Source organism: Pseudomonas sp. SbOxS1 (genome assembly GCF_013416725.1).
In the GTDB taxonomy this organism is placed as follows: Bacteria; Pseudomonadota; Gammaproteobacteria; order Pseudomonadales; family Pseudomonadaceae; genus Aquipseudomonas.
In genome coordinates this window covers 1-25,793 of the sequence record NZ_JAAVXC010000054.1, presented here as the reverse complement: position 1 = coordinate 25,793, position 25,793 = coordinate 1, and the positions used below count along the sequence as shown (strand labels likewise).

Genomic DNA, 25,793 nt, shown 5'->3' with positions numbered 1-25,793 from the left:
TCCAGATTAATGCCTTGCTTAATCATTTCGGATGCCTCAATCGTGGGTTGGTCAGCACGGACAGCACGTCCGCCGTCAAATTGAGCACGATGTAGGTTGCCGCGAACACCAGGCTGCACGCTTGCACAACCGGCATGTCGCGCTTTTTCACCGAGTCCACCATCAACTGCCCCATTCCCGGATAGACGAACACCACCTCTACCACCACCACCCCGACGATCAGGTACGCAAGGTTGAGCACGATCACGTTGATGATGGGGGCCCAGGCGTTGGGCAACGCATGTACCAGGATGACGCGCCAACGCGGCAGTCCCTTGAGCGTGGCCATTTCGATATACGGGCTGGCCAACAGGTTGATGATGGCCGCCCGGGTCATGCGCATCATGTGCGCCATCACCACCAGGGTCAGCGTGAGGGCCGGCAGCGTCACCCGATAGAGACGCTCCAGCAGCGGTTGAGTCGGGTCGACGTTGGCCAGGCTGGGCAACCAGCCGGCCTTCACCGAAAACAAAAGGATAAGCAGGTAGGCGAGGAAAAACTCCGGGAAGGAAATGAACGTCAGCGTCGCGCTGTTGATCATTCGATCGAAGAAGCCGTTACGGTGGATCGCCGCCAGAAACCCTAATCCCAGGGCCAGCGGTACAGCGATCAACGCCGTGACCAGAGCCAGGAACAAGGTATTGAGTAAACGCGGGCCGAGCAGTTCTGCGATGTGTCGTCCGTTGGCCAACGAGGTTCCGAAATCACCCTGCACGAATGCACCGAGCCAGTGGATATAACGTGTATACAAGGACTGATCGAGCCCCAGCGCATGACGAAAGGCGGCAACCGCTTCAGGCGTCGCCGACTGCCCGAGTATCTCCGTGGCAATGTCCCCGGGCAGGAAATTCACGCCCAGGAGAATGATCACGGAGACAAACCAGAGGCTGAGGCAGCCAAGTGCCAGGCGCTGAAACAACAGGGTTGTCATTTTATTCATGCTTCTCTCCCCCCTTTGCGGATGAACATCGCAAGCTGAAGCTCGATCGGTACCTCATGCAAACCACCAGCGCTCAGCAGCACGCAGGCCATCCAGGTCCCAGTTGTTGCCCAGCTGGTCGTGGCCGATGCGACGCGAGATACCGTCAACGTAGTTGGCGAACAGCGGGATGATTGCGCCACCTTCGTCACGCAGTAGCCCCTGCATTTCGCCATACATCTGCCGACGCTTTTTCTCGTCCAGTTCCGAGCGCGCTTGCAGCAGGAGCGAGTTGAACTGCGCGTTGTCCCAGAAGGTCTCGTTCCAGGCGGCCCCTTTGCCATAGACCAGCGAAAAAGCCCAGTCGGCGGTGGGCTTGCCGCCCCAGTAGTCCATGCTCCAGGCCTTTTTCATCCAGACGTTTTTCCAGTAGCCATCGTTGGGTTCACGCACGACGTTGATGTCGATACCGGCCTTGGCGGCGTGTTCCTTGAACAGCACGGCCGTGTCCACGGCCCCGGCGAACGCGGCATCGGCGGCACTCAGGTCGACCTTCAGGCTGCTGAGGCCCGCTTGCTTGAGATAAAACTTCGCTTTCTCCGGGTCATATTCGCGTTGCGGCAGCTCGCTGTTGTAGAAGCGATAACCGGAGCTGATCGGATGGTCGTTGGCCACTTCACCGTGCCCATGCAGGATGGTTTGCAGCAGGGTCTTGCGGTCGAGTGCATGCTTGAGGGCCATGCGCACGTTGTTATCGGTGAAGGGCGCTGCGGTGGTGTTCATGGGCAAGCTGTAGTGCTGCCCGCCTTTGACCGAGGCAATTTCCAGCGCCTGATTGCGCTTGAGCAAGTGCAAAGTCTTCAGGTCGCAACCGTTCATGGCGTGGATTTCGCCGGTACTCAAGGCGTTGGTACGCGCGCCCACATCAGCGATGACCAGGAATTCCACAGAATCGAACCAGCCTCTGCCACTCTTCCAGTAGTTGGGATTGCGCTTGACCAGCGTCCTCACACCCGGGTCGAAAGTATCGCGAATGTAGGCACCGCAGCCGATGCCGTCGGTGGCATTGACCTTGCCGTCCTGCGAAGGCATCACCGGCAGGTGGTAATCCGAGACCAGGTATGGGAAGTCGGCGTTGCCGCCATTGAGGCTGATGATGACCTTGTCTTTGCCATCGGTGCGAATGTCTTCGATCTGTGCCAACAGGCTGTTGGCCGCCGATTTCGAATCCGGACCGCGGTGATGGTTGAGCGAGGCCACCACGTCAGCCGCTTCCAGGGACTTGCCGTTGTGGAACTCGACCCCCTGGCGCAACTGGAAGGTCCAGACTTTGGCATCGGGAGAAGATTCCCAACTTTGCGCCAGCTCACCTGCCAGTTCGCCGGTGTTGGTCACTTCGGTCAGATAGCCGTGAACCGAGTGGCCGACCGACTGCATGTAGTTGTCGCCATAGGTACCGGGGTCAAACGAATCGGTGGTCGAGCCATGGCCTATGCCCAGCTTGAAGTTCCCACCTCTTTTCGGGCTTGAGCCAACAGTGTCAGCCATGGCGCGCCCGGAAAAGGTCGTGGCCATGGCCAGGCTGGCACCTGCGGCCATCATGCTCAGCATGAAAGTACGTCGATCAATTCGACCTTGACGCAGGCCCAGTGTCAGATCGTCAATGAGTTTGCTCATGAGGTGTCCCCGTTATTGGCTGTTTTATCAGGAGGTGTCTCAGCGTGGCTGCATCAGCAGTACCGTCACCGGACTCACACACGTGTCGCCGTACCACTAATCACTTCAAATTCGCGCCGTTACCGCTTTCGTCCTGCAGTAACTGCGCAAGCCTTCGAGTCCCTTTTCGCGGCCAAACCCTGACAGCCTGTTACCCCCAAACGGTGTTTCGACGCCACCGGCGAAGTATTCGTTGATATAGATCTGCCCCGCATCGATATCCCGCGCCAGGCGCAGAGCCTTGGTGATATCGCGGGTATAGATCCCGGCTGCCAGGCCGAACTCTGTGCCATTGGCCAGAACCAGCGCGTGCTCGATCGAATCAGCCACCTGGACCGACAGCACGGGGCCGAAGATTTCTTCCTGCACCAGGCGGTCCATTGGGCGGATGTCATCCAGCAACGTGGGTGCAAAGAACCAGCCGCGACCGCTGTCCGGGTCGGTCAGCCGTGTCCCGCCAGCCGCGACTTTGATTTTGCGTGTCCTGGCGTCCTCGACGAAGGTGCTGATCTTGTCCAACTGCTCCAACGAGCTGATGGCACCGATGTTCGGATTTTTCAGACCGTGCCCGATCGTCAGCTCGTTAGCCCTGGCCGCCAGGCGCTCGACGAACTCGGCGTGAACGCTGCGCTCGATGACCAGCCGGGAACCTGCCGAGCAGATTTGCCCGGCATTGGAATAGATCGCCCAGAGCACATCTTCGATTGCCGCATCGATATCGCAATCGGCCAGGACCACCATCGGCGATTTGCCGCCGAGTTCGAGGGTGACACTGGAGATATTCCGGGCTGCGGCCTGCATCACTCGACGGCCTGTTTCCACGGAACCGGTGAAGGTGACATGGCGCACCTTGGGGTGTGCTACCAACGGCGCACCGACCCGGTTACCGGTGCCGGTCACCACGTTGCAGGCGCCGGCTGGCAGCCCGGCGCGGTGCAGAATCTCGGCCAGCAACAGGGCCGTCAGCGGGGTCTGTTCAGCAGGCTTGAGCACGGCCGTACAGCCTGCGGCCAGCGCCGGGGCGAGACCACGGGCGGCGGTGGAGAACGGGTAGTTCCACGGAATCACATGGGCCGTCACCCCGACCGGTTCAAGGCTGGCCTGGGATACATAATCCGGGCCCATTGGAATAGTGTCGCCCTGCAGCTTGTCCGCAGCCCCGGCGTAGTATTCGAACAGGCGTGCGGCCGAACGGACATCGGCCTGCGCCTCGCTCAGGGTCTTGCCGTTATCCAGGGTTTCGATCACCGCCAGCCGCTCGGCGTTGGCCCGAATGCCTTCGGCGGCGCGGTACAACACACGGCTGCGCTCGGCGGGCAAACCCTTGCCCCAGGCGCCGCGCCATGCCTTGTCGGCCGCGGCCACCGCCAGTTCGACATCCTGCTCGTCGCCGGCGGCAAAGCTGGCAAAGGCCTTGCCAGTGCCCGGATCGAAGGTTTCCATGGATTCACCGGCACTCGCCGCTAGCCATTGCCCATCGATCCAATGGTCCCGGGGCAAACCCGCCAGGGTGTCGCTGGCAAAATACTCGGCAATCAGCGCTTGGGTTTCAGTGCTCATTTCTGCACCTCGCTGACTTGATAGGCAGACCGCTCCAGCCACTGCGGGGAAATTTCCACCCCCCAGCCTGGCTCATCGGTGATCGTGACCTGCCCGTCTTCGACGGTGTACGGGCATTTGACGAACAGGCCGTCCTGCCAGGGGTAGTAATCCAGGCCCTCAATGGAGAGTTCCAGGTACTTACCGGCGTTTGGAATGGCTTTGAGAAAATGCATGGTGAACAAGGTGACCAGGGACAGGTTGGCGCTGTGCGGGGTGCAAGGCAGCCCGGCCTCGGCCGCCATGCGGGCGACCTTCATCGAGCGGTTGATCCCGCCCAAGTAAAGGACGTCGGGTTGTACCACATCGACGGCGCGCATTTCGATCATTCGCCGCCAGGTAGACAGATCGCAGTCCTGCTCACCACCGGTGACGTCGAGGCTCAAGGCATCGGTCACTTGCCTGGTCTGCTCCAGCTCCCAGTAGGGACACGGCTCCTCGAAGTGCTCGATACCGTACTCCTGTAGCAGGCCGCCCACCTCGATGGCGCGTGCCGGCGAAAACCCGGAGTTGCCATCCACCAGCAACGAGACCTTGTCACCCAGGGTCTGGCGAACTTTCGGCACGATCTGCTCCGTACGCTCCGGCCACTCGTCAACGTCGTGACCGCACTCGGCGCCCACGCGAAACTTGAATGCATCGAAGCCATGGGTATCGCGCAGGCGCAACAGGCGCTCGGCCTCATCGGCGGCGCTGATATCACGTCGCATGGAGGAGGCGTAGGCACGCATGCGCCCTGGCTTGCCGCCCAGCAATTCAACCACCGGCTTGCCTTCGACCTTGCCACGCAGGTCCCACAGGGCAGTGTCGAGACCCGCCATGGCCCGACACAGGTAGGTGCCGGGGAACTTGTGCTCGCGCTCAGGGATCAGCGTTATCAGGCGCTCGATGTCCATTGCATCCGCACCCAGGGCATAAGGAGCAACCTGGCGATGGAAGACCTGCGCGGTAATGTCTGCGTTATAAGTGGACAATTGCCCCCAACCCACTGCGCCCGTATCACTGGTCACGCGGACGAAACCAACGAACTGATCGCAAAACGTCTCAAGCTTTTTGATGCGCATTACGCGTCTCCATTTTCTTGTTATCGGCCAGAATCAGGTCGGCCGCTTTCTGCGCGACCATCATGGTTGGAGCGTTGGTGTTGCCCGAGGTAATCGTGGGGAAAACCGATGCATCGACCACTCGCAGCGCCTCAAGCCCATGCACACGCAAGCGCGTATCCACGACCGAGGTCCGCGCATCGGGCCCCATGCCGCAGGTGCCGACGGGGTGGAACACCGAACCGCAGCGCTGGCGAAAGTCTTCCAGAATCTGTTCATCGGACATGCCGTCCAGATCCGGTGCAATGGCTTCCTTGATCAGGCCACGCAACGCCTGGGTGCGAACCATCTGCTGGATCAGGCGACCGCCGGCAATGACGTTGGCCACATCCTCCGGATCGGACAGGTAGTTGGGGCGGATTTGCGGGCCGACGCGGGGATCGGCGCTGCGAATGTCGATGCGGCCACGGCTCTTGGGCCGGCACGGCTGGAACGAGATGATGAAGCCGGCAAACGGGTCCGGATTCATCAACGGGCGCTTGCCCTCCGGCGCAGTCGAATAGGTGACCGGATTGAAATACAACTGGGTATCCGGTGAAGCACATTGCGCCCCCGAGCGCACGAAGCCACCGGACTGGTTGACGCTGACGCTCAGCGGCCCCTTGCGGGTCAACACATAGCGCAACCCGGCCCAGAGCTTGCCGTGAAGCGGATATAACTGGTTATTGAGCGTAGGTTCGGTGGACTTGTAGTAGTAGTTGATACCGAGATGGTCCTGCAGCTCCCCGCCGACCGCCTCGTTATCCAATACGACAGGGATACCGTGACGCCGAAGCAGTGCCTTGGGCCCCACACCGGAAAGTTGCAGCAACTGCGGGGAGTTCACGGCCCCTGCGCAAAGGATGACCTCGCGCCGGGCGTGGGCCGTTACGATGCGCCCATCCTGTTCGAACTCGACCCCCACGGCACGACGGCCCTTGAACACTATCCGGTGCGCCAGGGCACGCGTCATCAAGCGCAGGTTGCTGCGCTGCATGGCTGGACGCAAAAATGCGTCGGCTGCCGAGCAGCGCATCCCTTTGTAGGTATTGATCTGGTAGGTCCCTACCCCCTCGGGCTGGGTACCGTTGAAGTCTTCGGAGTACGGCAGGCCCACTTCGGCTGCGGCTGCAAAAAAGTGCCGGCGCAACGGGTGCAACTCGGCCGTTACATCGGAGACGTACAGCGGGCCACCATCAGCGGCGTTGCCCTGGGCATCCACGCGGCATTCGGAGCGCTGGAAATACGGCAGCACATCGGACCAACCCCAGCCGATATTGCCCTTCTTTTCCCAGCCATCGAAATCCACCGGCAGGCCACGGCAGTACACCATCGCATTGATCGAGCTGGAACCGCCGATGACCCGCCCCCGAGGCCAGTAGCTGCGCCGTGAATCGATGGCCGACTCCGGCTCGGTTTCATACTTCCAGTTGACGCGCTCGTCGAAGAAGGTACGGCCATAGCCGATCGGCATCTTGATCCAGAAGCGCCGGTCGCTGCCGCCTGCTTCCAGTACCAGCACCTGGGCGTCCTGGTCGGCGGAAAGCCGGTCGGCCAGTACGGAGCCTGCCGAACCGCTGCCAATGATGATGTAGTCAAACTCCCCTGCTACCGCCATGTCGCCTGCCCCATGCTCGAGGTTCGCCGCGGAACCGTTTCGAATGCCAGCAGGCCGTTTTTGTTTTTTTGGCCTGCTTGTTCGGGCTCATCATTTCTGTAAAGCTGCCTCAAGACAAACAAGAAAAAAATGGCCTTTGGGCCAAAAATATTTAAGGCTCAGCAATGTCCTATAAATTGCCTCACCTCCCCTGGCTGCGCACTTTCGAAGCCGCGGCACGCAGCCTGAGCTTCACGGCCGCCGCCGAAGACCTGCACATGACGACCGCCTCGGTCAGCCTGCAAATTCGCTCACTGGAGCAATACCTGGGGTTTCAGTTGTTCGAACGCCTGCCCCGCGGTGTGCGCCTCACAGACATGGGCCTTGCCTACCTGCCATCGGTCCGGAAGGCCTTCGATGAGTTGGCGGTGTCAACGGTCGGGCTGTTCGGCAGCCGAGGCGACCGATCGATCACAGTGCGATCCACTGCGGCCTTCGCGGTGCTCTGGTTGGCGCCCAGGCTTCAGTCGTTCCTTGAGGCACATCCTGATATCGAGGTTCGTTTACTGGCTGACATCTGGGCTGACGCCCAGGGCTCCGACCAGAGTGCGATCGATATTCGCTTTGGTGATGGTCATTGGGAGGGGTTCGACGCGGAACTGATTCAGAAGGAGGCTTCCATCCCGGTCTGCAGCCCCGGATGGCTTGAGCGGGCAAAGTCCCCCGAAGCGCTGGTAACTTTCGCGCGACAGCATCCCATTCACATCATGGGCTGCGAAGATTTGTGGTCACGCTGGTTCCGTCGCAGCGGTATCGGCGACGACGACATCAGAAAGGGGCTGCAGGTGGACACTTCGCTCACAGCGCTGGAACTCGCCAGTGCCGGGTCGGGGTTTGCCCTGGTGCTGCGCAGTCTGACCCAGTCCTACATCGATTCAGGCAGGCTGGTTCCAGCCTTTGACGGTGAGTTGCCCATTGAGCAGGCGCATTATCTGCTGCAACCCAAAGCCGGAAAAAGACCGAGCCCCGAGGTATTGATTTTCAGGCATTGGCTACTGGAGACAGTCCAGCATGCGAAATTGCACTCCACTTGACCCCCCGTTTACATTTGACCTGATCAGTCGCTCGCATTCGCCAATGGCGATGAAAGTGCTGTGCCCATGGGCGACCTGCCCGGCAACCCGATGCTGGCAACGAGCATGTGGTACTACCAGATGCTGGGGCGGTTGCGCTGAGTTGTTTGTTTACCAGATCATCCATCGTCGTGAACCGTGAGACGCGAGCCGCGAGCCAGCTATCAATTCCTTCGATCTTTCAAATCACCAAGCCGAATTTTTTATTTGCGCCGGACCTGTTCAAGATGAGCGCCATCACCCCTGTCTCGGATGGAAACGACATGAATCTAAATTTCGCCTTTGCCTGCATGATCGTGGTTTCATTCACCATCGCGTTGGTGCACACCTGATTCGCGTCAGCGCGCTCCCTTTCCACCCAGAGTCAACCCATGCTTTTTGCCCTTGTATCGAACGGCGCCCTTCTCACGCCTGAACAGCCGGATACAACGGTGCCCTGGTGGAGCTTCAGCAAAACCGTGCTCGCGGCGGCAGCCCTGACGCTGGTGCGCGATCGGCTGGTCAACCTGGATGACAGGGTCGTTGAAGGCCCGTTCACCCTGCGCCAATTGCTACGGCATGAGGCCGGGCTGGCGGACTATTCGGAACTCGCTGATTATCACGCCGCGGTCGCCCGCGATGAGGCTTCATGGTCGGCGGATGACATGCTGCAACGTCTCGACGCCTCCCGCTTGCGCTACACGCCGGGAGACGGTTGGCGTTACTCCAATGTCGGCTACCTGTTTATCGCAAGACTGATTGAACGCACCACAGGCCTCCCACTCGCAGATGCACTGACACAACGGGTGTTTTCTCCCCTCGGTTTATCCCAAGTGCGCCTCGCCAACACACACGCCGATCTGACAAGCGTGAACATGGGCACCGCGTCCGCCTACGACCCCGGTTGGGTCTATCACGGTTTGCTGGTGGGCCCACTCGCTGAGGCAGCCCTTTGCCTGGACCGGCTATTGAGTGGCGACTTGCTTCCGCAATCCCTGCTCCTGCAAATGCAGACCGTGCGCACCCTCGGTAGGCCGATTCCCGGCCGTCCATGGACGTCCCCTGGTTATGGCCTCGGGCTGATGCGTGGTGGTGTGGAAGGTCAACGAATCTTGAGCGGCCACACCGGCGCCGGGCCGGGGAGTGTCGTGGCGGTCTATCAATGGGTTAGTGACGACAACATCGCGAGTTGCTGTGCGGTATTTGATGAGGGTGCCAACGAAGGAGCTGTCGAAGCCGAAGTGGTAAAACACTTATCGGCCATTGACGGAATAATCAAGGATTGAACAATTATCAAATAAGAACATCTATCAACTCACTGCGAACTTAACGCTGTAACGACCCGAAGCGTTATAACCGGGTATCCCATTACCCTGCGTATTAACCACCGCCGGTCGATAAATCCCACAGTAACTAAACCCTTCAAAACTCCGTGATCTAGTCTGAGTGCACGTTCGGCTGGAGCGCACTCCATGTCATTGACTCAAGAGCAAAAACCGCAGCGACGCAAGGAAATGCGGCTGTTCCTGTTTCTTGTTGTCTGCCTTTTTCCGCTACTTTCGGTCGCTATCGTCGGCGGTTACGGTTTCATTATCTGGTTTTTCCAAATGCTCTACGGCCCTCCCGGGCCGCCCAACTAAAAAACTCGATTAGAGCCTGTTGGAGTCGCCCATGGACGAAGCCCTGCATATAGCCAGCCTTGTGGTACATGCCCGCCCCGAACTTTTCGACGCCGTCAAAGCCAACCTGCGTCTATTGGAAGGCGTGGAACTGCATCAGGAAAGTGCTGCCGGGAAACTGGTGGTCGTCCTTGAGGCCGTACACGAAAACCAGATCCTGCAACGCATCGATCAAATCAACAATCTGCCGGGCGTGCTCAACGCTGCGCTGATCTATCACGAAATTCTCGATCCCGCGGGAGACAGCCAATGAGCATGTCGCGCCGAGCATTCGTCAAGGCCCAGGCCGCCGCCATTGCAGCCTCCGCGGCCGGCCTGCCGATATTCACCACCGCCAGCAACCTGGTCACCGAAGCGGACATGGTCACCCTGGACTGGAACAAGGCGCCCTGCCGCTTCTGCGGCACCGGCTGCAGCGTGATGGTCGCGACCCGGGACAACCGGGTGGTCGCCACCCATGGCGACGTCAAGGCCGAGGTGAATCGCGGGCTGAACTGTGTGAAGGGCTACTTTCTGTCCAAGATCATGTACGGCGTCGACCGCCTGACCCAGCCACTGCTGCGCATGAAAAACGGCCAGTACGACAAGCAAGGCGAGTTCCAGCCAATCAGTTGGGACAAGGCCTTCGACATCATGGAAGAAAAATTCAAGCAGGCCCTGAAAAACAAGGGGCCTGAATCGGTGGGCATGTTCGGCTCGGGACAATGGACGGTGTGGGAAGGCTACGCCGCCAACAAATTGATGAAGGCCGGTTTTCGCAGCAACAACATCGACCCCAATGCCCGTCATTGCATGGCCTCGGCGGTGATGGGTTTCATGCGCACCTTTGGCGCGGATGAGCCGATGGGTTGCTACGACGACATCGAAGCCACCGACGCCTTTGTGTTGTGGGGCTCGAACATGGCGGAGATGCATCCGATCCTGTGGAGCCGGGTCACCGACCGGCGCCTGAGCTATCCGCACGTGAAAGTCGTGGTGTTGTCGACCTTCGAACACCGCAGCTTCGAACTGGCCGACATCCCCATGGTGTTCAAGCCGCAAACCGACCTGTTGATCCTCAACTACATCGCCAATCACATCATTGAAAGCGGCGCGGTCAATCAGGATTTCATCAGCAAGCACACGCGCTTCGCCAAGGGCGCCGACGACATCGGCTACGGCCTACGCCCGGATGACCCGCTGGAAAAACAGGCGAAGAATGCCGACAAGGCCAATACCTGGACGGACATGTCCTTCGAGCAGTTCGCCGCGTTCGTCAAACCCTACACCCTGGAACGCACCGCCAAGGAGACCGGGGTGGCGCCTGAACGCCTCAAGGCCCTGGCCGAACTCTATGCCGACCCCAATCGCAAGGTCGTGTCGTTCTGGACCATGGGCTTCAACCAGCACACCCGCGGGGTGTGGGCCAACAACCTGATCTACAACATCCATTTGCTCACGGGCAAGATCAGCGAACCGGGCAACAGCCCTTTCTCGTTGACCGGCCAGCCGTCGGCCTGTGGCACCGCTCGCGAGGTCGGGACGTTCTCCCACCGCCTGCCCGCCGACCTAGTGGTGACCAATCCCAAGCACCGCGCCACCGCGGAGAAAATCTGGAAGCTGCCGGCCGGCACCATCCAGGAGAAAGTCGGCTTTCATGCGGTACAACAAAGCCGCATGCTCAAGGACGGCGTGCTCAACGTCTACTGGACCCAGGCCAGCAACAACATGCAGGCCGGGCCCAACATCATGCAGGAAGTCTTGCCGGGCTGGCGCAACCCAGACAACTTCGTGATCGTCTCCGACGTCTACCCCACTGTTTCCGCCCAGGCCGCCGACCTGATCCTGCCCAGCGCCATGTGGGTGGAGAAGGAAGGCGCCTTTGGCAACGCCGAGCGCCGCACGCAGTTCTGGCATCAGTTGGTCAGCGCACCGGGGGACGCCAAATCCGACCTGTGGCAATTGGTGGAGTTTTCCAAGCGCTTCAAGACCGATGAAACCTGGCCCGCGGAGTTACTGGCCAAGGCCCCGCAGTACAAGGGCAAAACCCTGTACGAGGTGTTGTTCAAGAACGGCCAGGTCGACGAGTTTCCCGTCGAGCAGATCGAGACCGGCTACAAGAACGATGAAGCCAAGGCCTTCGGTTTCTACCTGCAAAAGGGTTTGTTCGAAGAGTACGCGCAGTTTGGTCGCGGTCATGGCCATGACCTGGCGGCCTTCGACCGTTACCACAGTGAGCGCGGCCTGCGCTGGCCGGTGGTCGACGGCAAGGAAACCCGCTGGCGCTACCGCGAGGGCCTTGACCCCTACGTGGAAACCGGCAGCGAAGTGCAGTTCTACGGCTACCCGGACAAGAAGGCGATCATCTTCGCCCTGCCCTACGAGCCACCGGCCGAAGCTCCGGACGCCGACTACCCGTTCTGGCTGAGCACCGGTCGGGTCCTTGAGCACTGGCATACGGGCACCATGACCCAACGGGTGGAAGAGCTGTACAAGGCCGTACCGGACGCACTGGTCTACATGCACCCCGAAGACGCCAAGGCCATGCAGGCACGCCGTGGTAGTGAGGTGAAACTGATCAGCCGCCGCGGCGAGATCCGCGCCCGCATCGAAACCCGCGGGCGCAACAAACCGCCCCGCGGCCTGGTGTTCGTGCCGTTTTTCGATGCCAACAAGCTGATCAACAAGGTCACGCTCGACGCCACCGACCCGATCTCCAAGCAGACCGACTACAAGAAATGCGCGATCCGCATCGAGTTGATCAGCGTGGCTTGAGGAGAACCGCCATGAGTTTTCGCATCCTGCCGTTGTTCCTGCTCGCTGTAATCGGCGCGGTCATTGCCGCCGAGGTTGATTACCCCCTCGATGCACCGGGCCCGGACGGACGCCGGCCCGGCGGCACCCTGACGCAAAACGCCCCTGCGCCGCCCCTGGCCGATGATGAAAACAAGGACCTCAAGCGCGAGCGCAACTACCCTGACCAGCCGCCGACCATTCCCCACAGCATTCGCGGCTACCAGATCGACAAGAACGGCAACAAGTGCCTGTCCTGCCACAGCCGGGCCAACAGTGCGCGCAGCCAGGCGACGATGATCAGCATCACCCACTACATGGACCGCGACGGCCAGGCGCTGGCGGCGGTCTCACCGCGTCGCTACTTCTGCAACCAGTGCCATGTGCCGCAAAAAGATGTGCTGCCGCTGGTGGGCAACAGCTTCGAGACCATCGACAAAATCCTGCAAGACGACGCCAACGCCGCGCAGAAACGTTGAGGAGGCGCCATGAAAGCACTGTTCGCCCTGCTTAAGGACTACTGGGGCATCCTCTGTCGGCCGAGCGTTTATTTCAGCCTGGGGTTCCTGACGCTGGGCGGTTTTATCGCCGGGATCATTTTCTGGGGTGGTTTCAACACGGCACTGGAGCTGACGAACACCGAGAAATTCTGCATTTCCTGCCACGAGATGCGCGACAACGTGTTTGTCGAATTGCAGGACACCATCCACTACACCAACCGCTCGGGCGTGCGCGCCAGCTGCCCGGATTGCCACGTGCCCCATGAATGGACCCACAAGATCGCGCGCAAGATGCAGGCGTCGAAGGAAGTCTGGGGCAAGCTGTTCGGCACCATCGACACCCGCGACAAATTCCTCGCCCTGCGCCGTGAACTGGCGGAACACGAATGGGCCAGGCTCAAGGCCAACGATTCACGAGAATGCCGCAACTGTCACAACTTCGAGTTCATGGACTTTACCCGCCAGGGCAAACGGGCGGCGGCCATGCATTCGACGTCATTGGCCAAGGGCGAAGCCACCTGCATCGACTGCCACAAGGGCATTGCGCACAAGCTACCGGATATGAGCGGCGTCAAAGGCTGGTAGCGGTTCAGTTGCTTGCCACATGGTCCACATGGCCTGCCGTCACCAGTGTCTTCAACGACGCATCGAACTCTTTCAATGCGTTCACTTGCAACTCGGTCTGCTGATTGATCTGCGCGGCAATCTGCGGCGCGGCTTTGCCATGCACCCACACCGAAGGCATCTGCTCGGCACGTGAACCTTGCGCCTCGCCGATGTATTGCAGGTTCGCATCGTAGAACCTGGCCATGAACCGCGCTTCAACCTGGTTGTTGCGCTTTGACACCAGGCGACTGTAGGTGTCGAGCATCACCACCACATCCGGATGAGCCTGCAGCGCCGCATCGAGGTTGTCGTAGACGGTCACCGCGGCGAACTCCTTCTGCAACGACGCCATCAACCAGCCAACCGCCCGCTGCGGGTCGGAGCTGTCGACGAACGCCTGGCTGATCCGTGAATCCAGCTCGGGGTTCTGCGCCCCCTTCACCGCCACGGCGTGGTAGCTCTCGAGGTATTGCTGGGTGTTGAGGGTGTTCTCGCTGTAGAGCACCGCCACCTTCTGCGTGTGTTGCAAACGCACAGCGCTGTCGGCAATCGGCAGGAAACGGCAGGCCGCTTCGGCGGCAACGGCCGGTGCGGTGGTAGCCACGCCAGCGCTGAACACGGCGACAAAAGCCAGCAGGGTCGAGATTCTCATCGCGCTTATTCCTTCAATGGCGAGATCGGTATGAGGCTATCTTCCTCCCTTGGCGGAAAAACAGAACTTGCATTCTTTAATGATGGGTATCGAGGGAATGAATGATTGCTATGACGACGCTCGCTCACTCGGTTTCCCGCAGGCTCCCACTTGAGGCACCAGCTGGATATCGACACGCCGGTTGGCCGCGCGCCCGGCCTCGCTGTCGTTGCTGGCGATCGGCTGGCTGTCGGCAAAGCCCTGGACCGCGAAACAACTGTCGGGGATATCCCCCATCCGCTGCATCCAGCCGCGCACGGCCGAGGCGCGAGCGTGGGACAGCTGCAAATTCTGCTCGGCACTGCCCTTGGCATCGCTGTGCCCGGCAATGACGATCAACCAGTCGGGCTGGGCCTTGATGTCGACCAGGGCGCTGATCAGGACCTTGGTCGAGCCGGGCTTGAGTTCGGCGCTGCCAGGGGCGAACAGGGAGAGGCTGTCGAGGCGAACGGGCTGGGGCACCGGCTGTTGTTGCTGAAAGAGCTCGGTAAAGCGTTTTTCACCCTGATGGCTCGACCCCATACCGTTCCACCACGCGCCGCCGACCAAGATGATCGTTACCGCCGCAGCCCACAGCCACATGGTCCTTCGCCACTGAGCCGGCTTGTTTTCGGGCACAGGTTTGGCCGGCCAAATAGCGATAGACATCAAACGCGCCGGCTCCGGCTCTCTCGGCAACCGTTGTACCGGAATGGCCAACGTGCTGTTTCGCTGCAAGCTCTGTGTCAGGTATTCGATTTGCTGAAGCAGGGGTTGCAATGCAGCAGGAGGGATTTGCATCGACTGATCCAGACGGTGCTGCAAGTGCAGCAGTTCGGTCTCCAGATGCACCAGTGCGGGCAGATGCCGTATGTCCATGGCCATGCTACGTAACAATGACTGTAACTGGACGAACAGCCAGGCGAGTATTTCCAGGCGTGCCGACGGACTGGGTGGCCACACGCTCGACCATTCGCAGCCCAGCGTGTCTACCAGCGCAATCCCTTGCACCATGCCCTCCAGACCATAGCGCTGGCTACGCGCCAAGGTAAAAGCAGCCGCCGACTGCAGATCCGCACCGTTGTGCTGGAACAGCGCCAGGCACAACTGTTCCACCCTCGCCCAGTCCACATCCGGGCATGCCGGGTGACGCAACTTGGCCAGTTCTTCATGCAATGCGACAAACTCGCTGAGGCCGCGCGGATCTCCGGAATCATGACTTCCGAAGGAATCTTCACCTGGTTGCCGGTGCCCAGGTCGTAGAGGTGGATCGGCAGTTCGGTGACCGCGCCGCCTGATTGCGGCCCGCGGATCTGCACGCACCAGCCATTGGCAATGAAGCTCTTGACCATGTTGGCGGCAAAGGCGTACGAGGCGCTGGTCCACAGGCACTTGTCGTGATCAGGGCCCTTGACGCTCTCGACGTAGTTGAAGCTGCGCACCGGGACGGTGTCCGGTCCATAAGGCAGGCGCCCCAGGACACGGGGCATGACCAGGCCGATGTAGCGGGCGTCGTCACTGTCGCGGAACGCCTTCCATTTCAGGTATTCGGCACGGTCAAAATAGTTGCCGATGTCCTTGATGGCGGCCACTTCTTCCATCGAGCGCTTGCCGAAGAAGGCCGGGCCGACGGTACCGATGAAGGGCATGTGCGCGGCCGCCGCGACTTTGGAAATGTTACGCAGCAGGGCGATATCCTGCGGGCCGCGATCGAACTCGTAGTTGGAGATCGCGGCGGCAATGGGCTCACCACCCGGCGTGTCGTACTCCTGGGTATAGGTGTGCACGTACAGGCCGCTTTGCGCGATTTCCGGTGCATCGTCGAAATCCTGGACCAGATGGTCCTTGCTGATATCCAGCAATTCGATGCGCACGTTCTGGCGAAAATCGGTCTGGTCGATCAGCGACTTGACCCCGCGCCAGGTTGACTCCACTCGCTGGAAATCGGGGTGGTGCATCACGGCATCGAGTTGCCGGCTGATTTGAGCATCCAGGGCTGCGATGTGTTCATCGAGCAGGACTTTATCCAGGCGTTCGAATTTCTGCGAAGACTGCCCAAGCAGTTTCAGAAACACACTGACTGCTGCCGTTACTCGCTCATCGGCAGAGACTTCGGAGAGTGCCTCGGTATTTTGAAATACTTCGATACTACTCAGGGTTTCAATTGGATTGAGATTGATCTTGCCAAACAGCGCGCCATATACGCCTTTTTCTTCGGACAACACTGTAGTGCCGCGCGATTGCACGTTAGAACTTTCGATGGACATTAAGGTAACTTCCCTTTAAACGAACCGAAGTGGATTAACGATTTTCTTCCGGCACCAACGCGGCCAACTCGGCGCGCAGTTCGTCGGTTAGCGCATCATCCTTGAGGATGCGTTCCAGCTCATGGCGAAAAGTGGCGTTGTCCAGCAGGTTCGACTTGAGGTCGCGCAAGAGGTTGCGCATTGCCAGCAGCGCACGCAGGTGCGGGATTTGCCGAGCCACCGGCTCCGGCTCGAAGTCCTTCATGCACTGGAAACTCAGCTCGACCGAGGTGTCGCCAGGCTCATCGGCCAAGGTATTTTCCACGGCCACTTTCAACACCGGAGAATACTCCGCCAATACGCTGTCGAAGTTGTTTTTGTTGATTGAAACCTTGTTTCGGGCGGATAAAGGACGCTGCTCCCTGCCATTACTGTAGTCACCCATGACCATCAGTTTCAGCGGTAACTCGACTTTTTTCTGCGCACCGCCGGTATGCAGATCGAGTTTAATGTTGACCCGTGCCTTTGGCACTTCATTCTGGAAACTGCTTGAAGCCATAACCCCTCCCGTTTTTTCCTGATAGCCACTGCCTTGACAAAAAACTTGCAAGGACCGGGTTTGACAATTCTAGACAGTCAGTCAAAAAAGTTGCTGCCACAATTTGCGAAGTTCATTTCAATATAAATCTGCGTACAGGATTTTTTTTGCTCTCCTACAACAACAGTGAACTATCCTACTTTCACGCGCCACCCCTCCAATGCACTTTGGGAAATTTCGCACTTAAATACGGAAACTGCCTACAAAAGAGCTCATCGGCGCCGTGCACTTGCGCCTTTGATACAACCCCGACACCCCCCTGTAACGCCAAGACACTTGGGCACCCTGCCCCATGCGCCTAGATTGAAACCGTCGATGGACCGACCGGCTTCACCGCTCGCGGCCCATCGACTGCCCGACACACACCACCAAGGAAGAGGGAAACCATGAGCAAATCAATCGCTGTCAGCCAACAAAGCCAGCAGCTTCACAACGATGTGCAAGAAGCCGTCAAGTCGATCATGGGTGCTACCACCGCGCTGAAATCCACCGATTACGGTCGGGTCTTCAGGTCCGTCCTGGCGGCTTCGCAAAAAACCGTCACCATCGAAATTGCCCCCGGCGACCTGACCCTGCTGAAGAAGTCGGGCTACAAGCTGTGCTTTGCCAAGAAAGTCGGTAACGCCGAGTACAACGTGGTCTGGCAGTCCTACAGTGCTTACCTGAGCAACAACGAATTCAGCTGGACGCCGCTGTATCAGCTGTTCGCCTCCAACGTGTTCAAGGAAAACGTGCAAGTCAAAGTCTCGACCAATATCGTCAATATCGGTCTGGGGCAAACCTCGACACTCGATGAGCACGGCCTGCTGAGCCCGGCAGTCACGGGCGGCCCTGAGGTGTCCGTGACGTTCGTCAACAACTTCGCGCCGATCCATCCGGGGATCAACCAGTTGTCCACCGGCATCGATGGCAACCAGGTCAGCACGCCGATCTACGTGGCCGTCAATCCGGTGGTCACCGGCAACACCGTACTGACCCCCGTGGAAACCATCCTTGTGTGGTTCGAACAGGATGTGCAGACCAGTACCATGTTCAGTTCCTCACGCTCCAAGGCGATCGAAATCGACCTGACCTTCGATAACACCGCAGGTCGCCTTTACGAAGGCGGTCAATGGAAAACCGTTTGACGGGCGCATACCGGGGCAACCTCGCGGTTGCCCCGTCTATTCGTCGAACGTGCCTCGTGCAAAATAGCCCGTCAACGACACACAGATAGAGGCCGCCAGGTCCTCCTGGGTAGCGATGCCATAGGGCTGGTTGCGATCGAACTGCGCTGACCAGCGAATCCGCCCCTGCGCCACATCCACCAACCGCAGCGACGCCCGGACCCGCGCCGGCTCGACCCGCACGCTGCCCTCCAGGCAATAGCAGTAACGGCCGCCCCGCCGCGCATCCGCTGTTTTCACAGGGCTGCGCGGCATCCTGATCAACACATGGTTGCCACCGGTCTGTACCTGCTCGAACGACTCGAACAGGCGACAACTGAGCTCCTCGCACAAGCCGCGGGCAAAGTCATCGCCCTCACGGGTAATGCAGGTAAAGGGCTGGATCTGCAGGACAGGATGGCGCGCGGCCCCTGCGTTGGGCCGCAGCCGCTGATAGGTCAGGCGATAACAACCGGGCGGAATGCTCAGCCGCACCGGTTCCTGCTGCCCCACCGTGGCGTAATGGCTGGCGAGCTTGCGGCGCAACCGCCCCACCTGCACCCGCACCACCGGGTCGTCACCGGTGCAATACACCGCCGGATCGCGACGGAACACGGCGATGCCAATGGCGTGTTCGGTCAGGGGGACATGGGCCGATTGCAGGTCGTGTTCGACCAGAAAGCGCAACAGACTGCCCATGCGCCGGGACCTGGCGAACAACGGACTGGCCAGCAGCAACGCCAGCACCCGTTCCATCTCATCAGGATCGAGCGGCACGGCAGTGCCCTCGACACTTGCAGGACCTGTGTGTTTGATCACCATTGCCCGCCTCCGTGCAGGTTGCCGACAATCGCATGCCCCTTCCAGTGAAGGGGGTTGTGGGTACGGGAGTCCTACTCCCTGGCCACGCCTGAAACCGGCCATCAGGCAGGCCAGGACGTGGCAAGGTCGAAGCTTAGCAGCCGTGATGGAATGGGCAGGATATTGCAGTGTTTACAGCGTTCCGGCCGACGAACGTTCAATCACGACTGCCGTCAATCCGCCGCCCCAAACGCTCTGCATCAGTTATTTATACTCAAATGCCAGCTTAATAATATTTTACCGATATCAGGCTGATCCCTAGTCTTGAGCCCAAGAAATGGCAGGTCGACACAGACCTTTATCCAACTTCGAAGGGCAAAGAGATGACCATTGAAAAAACAATAATAGATACCCTGATTGTCGGCGCCGGCCAGGCCGGCGTAGCCATGAGTGAACACCTGAGCAAGCTCGGCGTGCCGCACCTGGTGCTGGAGCGCAACCGTATCGCCGAGCGCTGGCGCACCGGCCGCTGGGATTCGCTGGTGGCCAATGGTCCGGCCTGGCACGACCGTTTTCCGGGCCTGGAATTCGACGATATCAGCCCCGATGGTTTTGCCCCCAAGGAGCGCGTGGCCGATTACTTCGAAGCCTATGCCCGCAAGTTCAAGGCACCGATCCGCACCGGCGTGGAAGTGAAGAAAGTCGAACGTAATGTCGGTCGCCCGGGCTTCACCATCGAGACCTCCCAAGGCGTGATCGAGGCCAGTCGCGTAGTGGCTGCCACAGGGCCCTTCCAGCGTCCGGTGATCCCGCCGATCGCACCGCAAGATGCACAACTGATGCAGATCCACTCCGCCGACTACCGCAATCCCGGGCAATTGCCCCAGGGCGCAGTTTTGGTAGTAGGCGCCGGTTCGTCGGGCGTGCAGATCGCCGATGAACTGCAGCGCTCCGGCAAACAGGTCTACCTGTCGGTGGGCGCCCACGATCGTCCGCCCCGCGCCTATCGCAACCGTGATTTCTGCTGGTGGCTGGGCGTGCTTGGCGAATGGGACCAGGCCGCCATGAAACCCGGCCGCGAACACGTGACCATCGCCGTCAGTGGCGCCCAGGGTGGGCGCACCGTGGATTTCCGTGGCCTGGCCCATGCCGGCATGGTGCTGGTGGGCCTGACCCAATCGTTCAATGGCAGCGTGGCGACCTTCCAGCCGAACCTGGCGGAGAACCTGGCACGGGGCGATGAAAACTACCTGGCTTTGCTCGATGCTGCCGATGCCTACATCGAACGCAACGGCCTGGACCTGCCGGAAGAACCCGAAGCACGCCATACCTTCCCGGAACCGGACTGCGTCACCCGGCCGATCCTCGAACTCGACCTGGCGAAGGCCGGCGTGACGTCGATCATCTGGGCTACCGGTTTTGCCGTGGACTACAGCTGGCTGAAAGTCGACGCCTTCGACGACAACGGCAAGCCGCAGCATCAGCGCGGCGTGTCCAGCGAAGCTGGCGTGTATTTCCTCGGCCTGCCGTGGCAGTCCCGCCGTGGCTCGTCGTTCATCTGGGGCGTGTGGCACGACGCGAAGTACGTGGCCGATCACATCGCCATCCAGCGTACGTACCTTGAGTACCGCGATGCTGAGCAACGCGAGAGCGAAGCCGCCCCGGCCGCTAACAAGTCCACCGTCAGCGCTTGATATCCGCACGGCGCGCGAACCGCGCCGTCCACCCTATTTAAGGAGTTTCAAATGACCACGCCAACCCATACCCGCATCCGCATGTTCAACACCAAGGAAACCTACCCGAACCAGAGCCTGGACAACGACCTGTGCCAGGCCGTACGCGCCGGCAACACCGTCTATGTACGCGGCCAGGTCGGCACCGATTTCGAAGGCAACCTGGTTGGCCTCGGCGATCCGCGGGCACAAACCGAGCAAGCCATGCGCAACGTCAAGCAACTGCTGGAAGAAGCCGGTAGCGACCTGAGCCACATCGTCAAGACCACCACCTATCTGATCGACCCGCGCTACCGCGAGCCGGTGTATCAGGAAGTGGGCAAGTGGCTCAAAGGCGTGTTCCCGATTTCCACCGGGCTGGTGGTCACGGCATTGGGTCAGCCGCAGTGGCTGATGGAAATCGATGTGATTGCGGTGATCCCGGAATAAGGAGCAGGACCATGACCTTTTCCATTGCCGCCCGCTGCCCCGAAACCGGTCAGTTCGGCATCGCCATCAGTTCCTCGAGCATCGCCGTCGGCGCCCGCTGCCCCTGGCTGTTGCCCGGTGTCGGCGCCGTGTCCACGCAAAACATCACCCTGCCATCCCTTGGCCCGGAAACCCTCGCCTTGATGGAGCAAGGCCTGGCTCCCGCCGAGGCCCTGGACAAGGTGCTGACCCGCAATGGCTACAGCCAGTACCGGCAGATCACCGCCATCGACCACCTCGGCCGCACCGCGCACTTCAGCGGTGCGCAGACCCTGGGCCAGAACAATGCCGTGTCCGGCGAGCAATGCGTGGCGGCCGGCAACATGCTCGCGGCCCCCGGGGTGATCGAGGCCATGGTCAGTGCCTTCGAACAGGCCGAAGGCCAACTGGCCGACCGTTTGCTGGCGGCGATGCAAGGCGGCATGGCGGCCGGTGGCGAAGCCGGGCCGGTGCATTCGGCCGCGGTGATGGTGGTCGGGGAACTGACCTGGCCGATCGTCAACCTGCGGGTCGACTGGGCCGATGAAGACCCGATTGGCCAGCTGCAAAAACTCTGGCAGGCCTACCGCCCGCAAGTCCAGGACTACATCGACCGCGCCCTGGCGCCCGACAGGTCCCCGGGCTACGGCGTCGCCGGAGACGATCGATGAGCGCCAGCCGCGATCTGCTCGAAAGCCTGGTGGCGTTCGACACCACCAGCCGCGAGTCCAACCTGCAGTTGATCGAGTTTGTCCGCGACTACCTCGCAGGCTTCGATGTGCCGTGCCAGCTGGTCTACAACGAGGAGCGCAGCAAGGCCAATCTGTTCGCCACGATCGGCCCGGCGGATCGGCCTGGTATCGTGCTCTCGGGGCACACCGACGTGGTGCCCGTCGACGGCCAGCCGTGGACCGTCGCACCGTTCCAGCTCACCGAGAGCGAGGGCAAGTTGTACGGTCGCGGGACGGCGGACATGAAGGGCTACATCGCCTGCGTGCTCGCCCTGGTGCCCTCGCTGGTGCAGGCCTCGTTGCGACTGCCGGTGCATATCGCCCTGTCCTACGACGAGGAAGTCGGCTGCCTGGGCGTGCGCTCGCTGCTCAAGGCCCTGGAACAACGCCCGGTCAAACCGATGCTGTGCATCATTGGCGAACCCACCGAACTCAAGCCGGTGCTGGGCCACAAGGGCAAGCTGGCGATGCGCTGTGACATCCACGGCCACGCCTGCCATTCGGCCTACGCCCCGCTCGGGGTCAATGCCATCGAATACGCCGCCGAACTGATCGGTGAACTGGGGCGCATCGGCCAACGGCTCAAGGCCCCCGAGCAGCACGACGCGCGCTTCGATCCGCCGTTCTCCACGGTGCAGACCGGTGTGATTGGCGGCGGCAAGGCCTTGAACATCGTCCCGGCCGACTGCCGCTTCGACTTCGAAGTTCGCGCCCTGCCCTCACACGACCCGCGCCGGGTGGCGCAGGAACTGCAGGCCTATGCCGAGCAGCACCTGTTGCCGCGCATGCGCGCCGTGAGTGAGCAGAGCGAGATCCGCTTCAGTGAGTTGTCGGCGTACCCTGGCCTGGCCACCGATGCGCGCAGCGAAGCCGCTGAGTTGATCGCGGCATTTTCCGGCTCCCGGGATTTCGGCACGGTGGCGTTCGGCACCGAGGGCGGCCTGTTCGATGCGGCGGGAATCCCGACGGTGGTGTGCGGCCCGGGCAGCATGGAGCAAGGCCACAAACCCGATGAGTTCGTCAGCCTGGAGCAACTGCACGGCTGCGATGCCATGCTGCAACGGATGTTGTTGGCGATCAGCAACTGATGGCTGGCCCGATACTCAGGTATAGAGTCGGGCCAGTTCTTCCTGACAATAATCCACGAACAGCTGCACCGGCTTGGTCAGCTGCGCCCTGCGCAACCATGCCGCCGACAATCCGGAGCCGGTCACGGTTTCGGCCAGCGGCACGCACACGACCTGTTGCCCGTCATAGGTGTATTCGGAAAACGGTTTGGTCACCAGGATCGAAAAGCCGAACCCCCGCCCTACCATCCCCCGCACCATCTCGATCGAAGGCGAACTGAAGACGATGTTCGGCGTCAGCCCGCGCTCTTCGAAGATGCTTACGAAATAGGTCCGGCTGGGCACCACGTCCAGCAAAATCATTGGTTCCAGCACCAGATCGTGCAGTGAGACTTTGGCCTGCTGCGCGAAGCGATGGTCCGCGGGAAGCAGCGCGTAGGGTTGCTGCGGCGGCATCAGCGCCACGGTCTCGATCGTGCTGTCCAGGTCGTGCTCGAAGACCATCGCCATGTCGATGCTGCCGGCGGTCAGCGCCTGCACCAACTCCTGCTGCTCGCCATCGCGAATGCGGATTTCCACCCCGGGCCAGCGTGCCTTGAAACCGGCGATCAGCCGTGGCAGGTACAGCGGTGCCACGGTTTCAAAACAGCCGATGTCGATCTGCCCCGCCACCACGTCATTGTCCGCCAGGGCATTCTGCTCGAACTCATGGGCGACCCGCAGCAGCTCCTGGGCCTTGCGGTAGAACCGCGAGCCGCTCGGTGTCAGCGAAACGCCCTGGGCGTGATGGCGGATGAACAGTTGCACGCCAAAGCTCTCTTCCAGGTGCTTGATCGCCGTCGACACCGATGGCTGCGCGATGTAGAGCTTGCGCGAAGCCTCGGCCACGCTGCCGCAGTCGGCGGTGGTGACGAAATATCTGAGCTGGCGCAGGTTGTAAGCGGCCATGGGCACCTCCGGAAAACACAACATCAGGATCAAGGGATCGACAGCGCCCACAAGGGTTTTGCGTCAAGGCTGAACATACCGGAGGCGAGCGCAGCCACGGCATATATTTTTTAAGGTTTGAGGCAACAAACTTACTAATTTATCTATCCCGATCCATTGCACATGATCACTCCAACAAGAAAAGCGTCGTTCGCGCGGCGCTCACCGAAGTACGTCCACGTACTCACTTTGCCTTGGAGTTCGTCATGGTAACCACTGCAACAACGAGCGCCCCGCTCATCGAAAAACACACGATCGGCTACGTGCCGCCCCAGGATCGTCACGGCAAGACCCGCGACCTGTTCACCCTGTGGTTCGGTGGCAACATCGCCCCCTTGCCCATCGTCACCGGCGCCCTCGGCGTGCAGATGTTCCACCTGAACCTGGTCTGGGGTATCGTCGCCATCCTCGTTGGCCACCTGGTCGGCGGCGTCCTGATGGCGCTGCACTCGGCCCAGGGCCCGCAGATGGGCATCCCGCAGATGATCCAGAGCCGCGCCCAGTTCGGCTCCCTGGGGGCACTGCTGGTGGTGCTGATCGCCGGCGTCATGTACATCGGCTTCTTCGCCTCCAACATCGTGCTGGCCGGCAAATCCCTGCACGGCGTGGTCGACAGCGTGCCGGTGCCCGTGGGCATCGTCATCGGTGCCCTGGGTTCGGGCATCATCGGCATCATCGGCTATCGCTTCATCCATGTGCTCAACCGTATCGGCACCTGGGTCCTGGGCATCGGCATCGTGCTGGGCTTCGGCTACATCCTGACCCACGTGCAGACTGATGACTTCCTCACCCGCGGCAGTTTCAACATCTCCGGCTGGCTGGCGACGGTATCCCTGGCCGCGCTGTGGCAAATCGCCTTCGCGCCCTACGTGTCCGACTATTCGCGCTACCTGCCGGCCAACGTGCCCGTGGCGGCGACCTTCTGGACCACCTACCTGGGCACGGTGCTCGGCTCCAGCCTGTCGTTCGTCTTCGGCGCCGTCGCCGTGCTGGCCACGCCGGTCGGCATGGACACCATGGACGCGGTCAAGCTCGCCACCGGTTCGATCGGCCCGCTGATGCTGGTGCTGTTCCTGCTCAGCGTGATCAGCCACAACGCCCTCAATCTCTATGGCGCCGTGCTGTCGCTGATCACCCTGGTGCAAACGTTCGCCTACCGCTGGATCCCCACCGCCAAGAGCCGCGCCGTGCTTTCGGTGATCGTGCTCGCGGCCTGCTGCTTTGCCGCCGTCGGTGCCTCCGCTGACTTCATCGGCCACTTCGTCGACATGGTGTTGGTGCTGCTGGTGGTCCTGGTGCCTTGGACGGCGATCAACCTGATCGACTTCTACGCCATTCACAAAGGCAAGTACGACATCGATTCGATCTTCCATGTCGATGGCGGGATCTACGGGCGCTACAACCCGCAGGCGCTGCTGGCCTACGCGATCGGCATCGTGGTGCAGATTCCGTTCATGAACACGCCGCTGTATGTCGGGCCGATTTCCGAGCATATCAACGGGGCGGATTTGTCCTGGTTGGTGGGTCTGCTGATTACATCGCCGCTGTACTGGTGGCTGGCCAATCGTGACAGCGCCTATAAGCGTCGGTTGTCGGGTGGAAAGCTGGCGGCCAGCGTTTAATCGTGCCAACAACCCGGATGATGAAGCCCCGCAGATTTGTAATTTAGATTGGGTGTATATCCGTTGCTGCGGTAACGGCCACTTAGGGTTTCGCCCTTACGGCGAGTCACTTGGAAAAGCCCCAA

The 25,793-nt window shown here is 60.6% G+C and carries 24 protein-coding genes and 1 pseudogene; 14 read left to right on the top strand and 11 right to left on the bottom strand.

Features of this window, described 5'->3' with window-relative positions:
* Positions 1-22 precede the first annotated feature (22 nt).
* The 5 genes from HFK74_RS31725 to HFK74_RS31705 form a co-directional block, all read right to left on the bottom strand.
* Positions 23-979, bottom strand: coding sequence for an ABC transporter permease (locus HFK74_RS31725; protein ID WP_180206974.1), 957 nt, complete (start codon positions 977-979; stop codon positions 23-25).
* Positions 980-1,033: 54 nt separating this feature from the next.
* Positions 1,034-2,635: an ABC transporter substrate-binding protein gene (locus HFK74_RS31720; protein ID WP_180206973.1), complete on the bottom strand. Its 1,602-nt coding sequence runs from the start codon at positions 2,633-2,635 to the stop codon at positions 1,034-1,036.
* Positions 2,636-2,740: 105 nt separating this feature from the next.
* Positions 2,741-4,234 (bottom strand): aldehyde dehydrogenase family protein, encoded by a 1,494-nt coding sequence (locus tag HFK74_RS31715; RefSeq protein ID WP_180206972.1) that lies wholly within the window; start codon positions 4,232-4,234, stop codon positions 2,741-2,743.
* A complete protein-coding gene (locus tag HFK74_RS31710) occupies positions 4,231-5,337 on the bottom strand; it encodes a mandelate racemase/muconate lactonizing enzyme family protein (RefSeq protein WP_180206971.1) in 1,107 nt (368 codons plus the stop codon). The genes HFK74_RS31715 and HFK74_RS31710 overlap by 4 nt, the downstream gene beginning before the upstream one ends.
* A complete protein-coding gene (locus tag HFK74_RS31705; RefSeq protein WP_180206970.1) occupies positions 5,318-6,973 on the bottom strand; it encodes a GMC family oxidoreductase in 1,656 nt (551 codons plus the stop codon). Before HFK74_RS31705 ends, HFK74_RS31710 begins: the two co-directional genes overlap by 20 nt.
* Before the next feature lie 164 nt (positions 6,974-7,137).
* Here HFK74_RS31705 and HFK74_RS31700 point away from each other — a divergent pair, with 164 nt between their 5' ends.
* The 8 genes from HFK74_RS31700 to HFK74_RS31665 all read left to right on the top strand — a co-directional run bounded on the left by HFK74_RS31700 (position 7,138) and on the right by HFK74_RS31665 (position 13,600).
* Positions 7,138-8,046 carry a LysR substrate-binding domain-containing protein gene (locus HFK74_RS31700; protein WP_180206969.1) on the top strand — a complete coding sequence of 303 codons (909 nt, stop codon included), beginning with the start codon at positions 7,138-7,140 and terminating at the stop codon, positions 8,044-8,046.
* Positions 8,047-8,216: 170 nt separating this feature from the next.
* On the top strand, positions 8,217-8,417 hold the full coding sequence (locus HFK74_RS31695; RefSeq protein ID WP_180206956.1) for a hypothetical protein: 201 nt from the start codon (positions 8,217-8,219) through the stop codon (positions 8,415-8,417).
* 39 nt (positions 8,418-8,456) lie between these two features.
* Positions 8,457-9,350 carry a serine hydrolase gene (locus HFK74_RS31690; protein WP_180206968.1) on the top strand — a complete coding sequence of 298 codons (894 nt, stop codon included), beginning with the start codon at positions 8,457-8,459 and terminating at the stop codon, positions 9,348-9,350.
* Between the two features lie 186 nt (positions 9,351-9,536).
* On the top strand, positions 9,537-9,704 hold the full coding sequence (napE, locus tag HFK74_RS31685; RefSeq protein WP_008059985.1) for a periplasmic nitrate reductase, NapE protein: 168 nt from the start codon (positions 9,537-9,539) through the stop codon (positions 9,702-9,704).
* A gap of 31 nt (positions 9,705-9,735) precedes the next feature.
* On the top strand, positions 9,736-9,996 hold the full coding sequence (locus HFK74_RS31680) for a chaperone NapD (protein ID WP_180206967.1): 261 nt from the start codon (positions 9,736-9,738) through the stop codon (positions 9,994-9,996).
* Positions 9,993-12,497 carry a nitrate reductase catalytic subunit NapA gene (gene napA / locus HFK74_RS31675; RefSeq protein ID WP_180206966.1) on the top strand — a complete coding sequence of 835 codons (2,505 nt, stop codon included), beginning with the start codon at positions 9,993-9,995 and terminating at the stop codon, positions 12,495-12,497. Before HFK74_RS31680 ends, napA begins: the two co-directional genes overlap by 4 nt.
* Before the next feature lie 11 nt (positions 12,498-12,508).
* Positions 12,509-12,994 (top strand): nitrate reductase cytochrome c-type subunit, encoded by a 486-nt coding sequence (locus tag HFK74_RS31670; protein WP_008059997.1) that lies wholly within the window; start codon positions 12,509-12,511, stop codon positions 12,992-12,994.
* Positions 12,995-13,003: 9 nt separating this feature from the next.
* Entirely contained in the window at positions 13,004-13,600 is a 597-nt protein-coding gene (locus tag HFK74_RS31665) for a cytochrome c3 family protein (protein WP_180206965.1), read from the top strand.
* A 4-nt stretch (positions 13,601-13,604) separates the two neighbouring features.
* On the opposite strand, the gene HFK74_RS31660 is transcribed toward HFK74_RS31665, so the two are convergent.
* From HFK74_RS31660 to tssB, 4 genes and pseudogenes are all read right to left on the bottom strand, one after another.
* Positions 13,605-14,273 (bottom strand): ATPase, encoded by a 669-nt coding sequence (locus HFK74_RS31660; RefSeq protein ID WP_180206964.1) that lies wholly within the window; start codon positions 14,271-14,273, stop codon positions 13,605-13,607.
* A gap of 108 nt (positions 14,274-14,381) precedes the next feature.
* On the bottom strand, positions 14,382-15,614 hold the full coding sequence (locus tag HFK74_RS31655; RefSeq protein ID WP_368738186.1) for an OmpA family protein: 1,233 nt from the start codon (positions 15,612-15,614) through the stop codon (positions 14,382-14,384).
* Positions 15,497-16,558, bottom strand: a pseudogene (gene tssC, locus HFK74_RS31650) (type VI secretion system contractile sheath large subunit); the annotation flags it as partial. The gene HFK74_RS31655 and the pseudogene tssC, both read right to left, overlap by 118 nt.
* A gap of 34 nt (positions 16,559-16,592) precedes the next feature.
* Complete coding sequence (tssB, locus tag HFK74_RS31645) at positions 16,593-17,096, bottom strand: type VI secretion system contractile sheath small subunit (protein ID WP_180206963.1); 504 nt, start codon at positions 17,094-17,096, stop codon at positions 16,593-16,595.
* 425 nt (positions 17,097-17,521) lie between these two features.
* On the opposite strand from tssB, the gene HFK74_RS31640 reads away from it, so the two are divergent.
* Positions 17,522-18,262 (top strand): hypothetical protein, encoded by a 741-nt coding sequence (locus HFK74_RS31640; RefSeq protein ID WP_180206962.1) that lies wholly within the window; start codon positions 17,522-17,524, stop codon positions 18,260-18,262.
* A gap of 36 nt (positions 18,263-18,298) precedes the next feature.
* Here HFK74_RS31640 and HFK74_RS31635 read toward each other — a convergent pair whose 3' ends face one another.
* Positions 18,299-19,102, bottom strand: coding sequence for a hypothetical protein (locus tag HFK74_RS31635; protein ID WP_180206961.1), 804 nt, complete (start codon positions 19,100-19,102; stop codon positions 18,299-18,301).
* Positions 19,103-19,464: 362 nt separating this feature from the next.
* Between HFK74_RS31635 and HFK74_RS31630 the strand changes: the two genes are divergently transcribed.
* The 4 genes from HFK74_RS31630 to argE are packed head-to-tail and all read left to right on the top strand — an operon-like array spanning position 19,465 to position 23,080.
* Positions 19,465-20,775, top strand: a complete 1,311-nt coding sequence (locus HFK74_RS31630) for an NAD(P)/FAD-dependent oxidoreductase (protein WP_180206960.1) — start codon at positions 19,465-19,467, stop codon at positions 20,773-20,775.
* Between the two features lie 51 nt (positions 20,776-20,826).
* Positions 20,827-21,243, top strand: a complete 417-nt coding sequence (locus tag HFK74_RS31625) for a RidA family protein (protein WP_008058648.1) — start codon at positions 20,827-20,829, stop codon at positions 21,241-21,243.
* An 11-nt stretch (positions 21,244-21,254) separates the two neighbouring features.
* On the top strand, positions 21,255-21,932 hold the full coding sequence (locus HFK74_RS31620; RefSeq protein ID WP_180206959.1) for a DUF1028 domain-containing protein: 678 nt from the start codon (positions 21,255-21,257) through the stop codon (positions 21,930-21,932).
* Positions 21,929-23,080, top strand: a complete 1,152-nt coding sequence (gene argE / locus HFK74_RS31615; protein ID WP_180206958.1) for an acetylornithine deacetylase — start codon at positions 21,929-21,931, stop codon at positions 23,078-23,080. The genes HFK74_RS31620 and argE overlap by 4 nt, the downstream gene beginning before the upstream one ends.
* Before the next feature lie 15 nt (positions 23,081-23,095).
* On the opposite strand, the gene HFK74_RS31610 is transcribed toward argE, so the two are convergent.
* Positions 23,096-24,007 carry a LysR substrate-binding domain-containing protein gene (locus tag HFK74_RS31610; RefSeq protein WP_008058642.1) on the bottom strand — a complete coding sequence of 304 codons (912 nt, stop codon included), beginning with the start codon at positions 24,005-24,007 and terminating at the stop codon, positions 23,096-23,098.
* A 245-nt stretch (positions 24,008-24,252) separates the two neighbouring features.
* On the opposite strand from HFK74_RS31610, the gene HFK74_RS31605 reads away from it, so the two are divergent.
* Positions 24,253-25,668 carry a cytosine permease gene (locus HFK74_RS31605; RefSeq protein WP_180206957.1) on the top strand — a complete coding sequence of 472 codons (1,416 nt, stop codon included), beginning with the start codon at positions 24,253-24,255 and terminating at the stop codon, positions 25,666-25,668.
* Positions 25,669-25,793 lie beyond the last annotated feature (125 nt).

What these genes read in the sequence shown, in the direction of transcription:
- HFK74_RS31670 (WP_008059997.1), top strand. Translation starts at nt 12,509, where the DNA reads ATGAGTTTTCGCATCCTGCCGTTGTTCCTGCTCGCTGTAATCGGCGCG.
- HFK74_RS31640 (WP_180206962.1), top strand. Translation starts at nt 17,522, where the DNA reads ATGAGCAAATCAATCGCTGTCAGCCAACAAAGCCAGCAGCTTCACAAC.
- HFK74_RS31700 (WP_180206969.1), top strand. Translation starts at nt 7,138, where the DNA reads ATGTCCTATAAATTGCCTCACCTCCCCTGGCTGCGCACTTTCGAAGCC.
- napE (WP_008059985.1), top strand. Translation starts at nt 9,537, where the DNA reads ATGTCATTGACTCAAGAGCAAAAACCGCAGCGACGCAAGGAAATGCGG.
- HFK74_RS31715 (WP_180206972.1), bottom strand. Translation starts at nt 4,234, where the DNA reads ATGAGCACTGAAACCCAAGCGCTGATTGCCGAGTATTTTGCCAGCGAC.
- HFK74_RS31705 (WP_180206970.1), bottom strand. Translation starts at nt 6,973, where the DNA reads ATGGCGGTAGCAGGGGAGTTTGACTACATCATCATTGGCAGCGGTTCG.
- HFK74_RS31620 (WP_180206959.1), top strand. Translation starts at nt 21,255, where the DNA reads ATGACCTTTTCCATTGCCGCCCGCTGCCCCGAAACCGGTCAGTTCGGC.
- argE (WP_180206958.1), top strand. Translation starts at nt 21,929, where the DNA reads ATGAGCGCCAGCCGCGATCTGCTCGAAAGCCTGGTGGCGTTCGACACC.
- HFK74_RS31680 (WP_180206967.1), top strand. Translation starts at nt 9,736, where the DNA reads ATGGACGAAGCCCTGCATATAGCCAGCCTTGTGGTACATGCCCGCCCC.
- HFK74_RS31610 (WP_008058642.1), bottom strand. Translation starts at nt 24,007, where the DNA reads ATGGCCGCTTACAACCTGCGCCAGCTCAGATATTTCGTCACCACCGCC.
- napA (WP_180206966.1), top strand. Translation starts at nt 9,993, where the DNA reads ATGAGCATGTCGCGCCGAGCATTCGTCAAGGCCCAGGCCGCCGCCATT.
- HFK74_RS31625 (WP_008058648.1), top strand. Translation starts at nt 20,827, where the DNA reads ATGACCACGCCAACCCATACCCGCATCCGCATGTTCAACACCAAGGAA.
- HFK74_RS31630 (WP_180206960.1), top strand. Translation starts at nt 19,465, where the DNA reads ATGACCATTGAAAAAACAATAATAGATACCCTGATTGTCGGCGCCGGC.
- HFK74_RS31725 (WP_180206974.1), bottom strand. Translation starts at nt 979, where the DNA reads ATGAATAAAATGACAACCCTGTTGTTTCAGCGCCTGGCACTTGGCTGC.
- HFK74_RS31710 (WP_180206971.1), bottom strand. Translation starts at nt 5,337, where the DNA reads ATGCGCATCAAAAAGCTTGAGACGTTTTGCGATCAGTTCGTTGGTTTC.
- HFK74_RS31635 (WP_180206961.1), bottom strand. Translation starts at nt 19,102, where the DNA reads ATGGTGATCAAACACACAGGTCCTGCAAGTGTCGAGGGCACTGCCGTG.
- HFK74_RS31690 (WP_180206968.1), top strand. Translation starts at nt 8,457, where the DNA reads ATGCTTTTTGCCCTTGTATCGAACGGCGCCCTTCTCACGCCTGAACAG.
- HFK74_RS31665 (WP_180206965.1), top strand. Translation starts at nt 13,004, where the DNA reads ATGAAAGCACTGTTCGCCCTGCTTAAGGACTACTGGGGCATCCTCTGT.
- HFK74_RS31605 (WP_180206957.1), top strand. Translation starts at nt 24,253, where the DNA reads ATGGTAACCACTGCAACAACGAGCGCCCCGCTCATCGAAAAACACACG.
- HFK74_RS31720 (WP_180206973.1), bottom strand. Translation starts at nt 2,635, where the DNA reads ATGAGCAAACTCATTGACGATCTGACACTGGGCCTGCGTCAAGGTCGA.
- tssB (WP_180206963.1), bottom strand. Translation starts at nt 17,096, where the DNA reads ATGGCTTCAAGCAGTTTCCAGAATGAAGTGCCAAAGGCACGGGTCAAC.
- HFK74_RS31660 (WP_180206964.1), bottom strand. Translation starts at nt 14,273, where the DNA reads ATGAGAATCTCGACCCTGCTGGCTTTTGTCGCCGTGTTCAGCGCTGGC.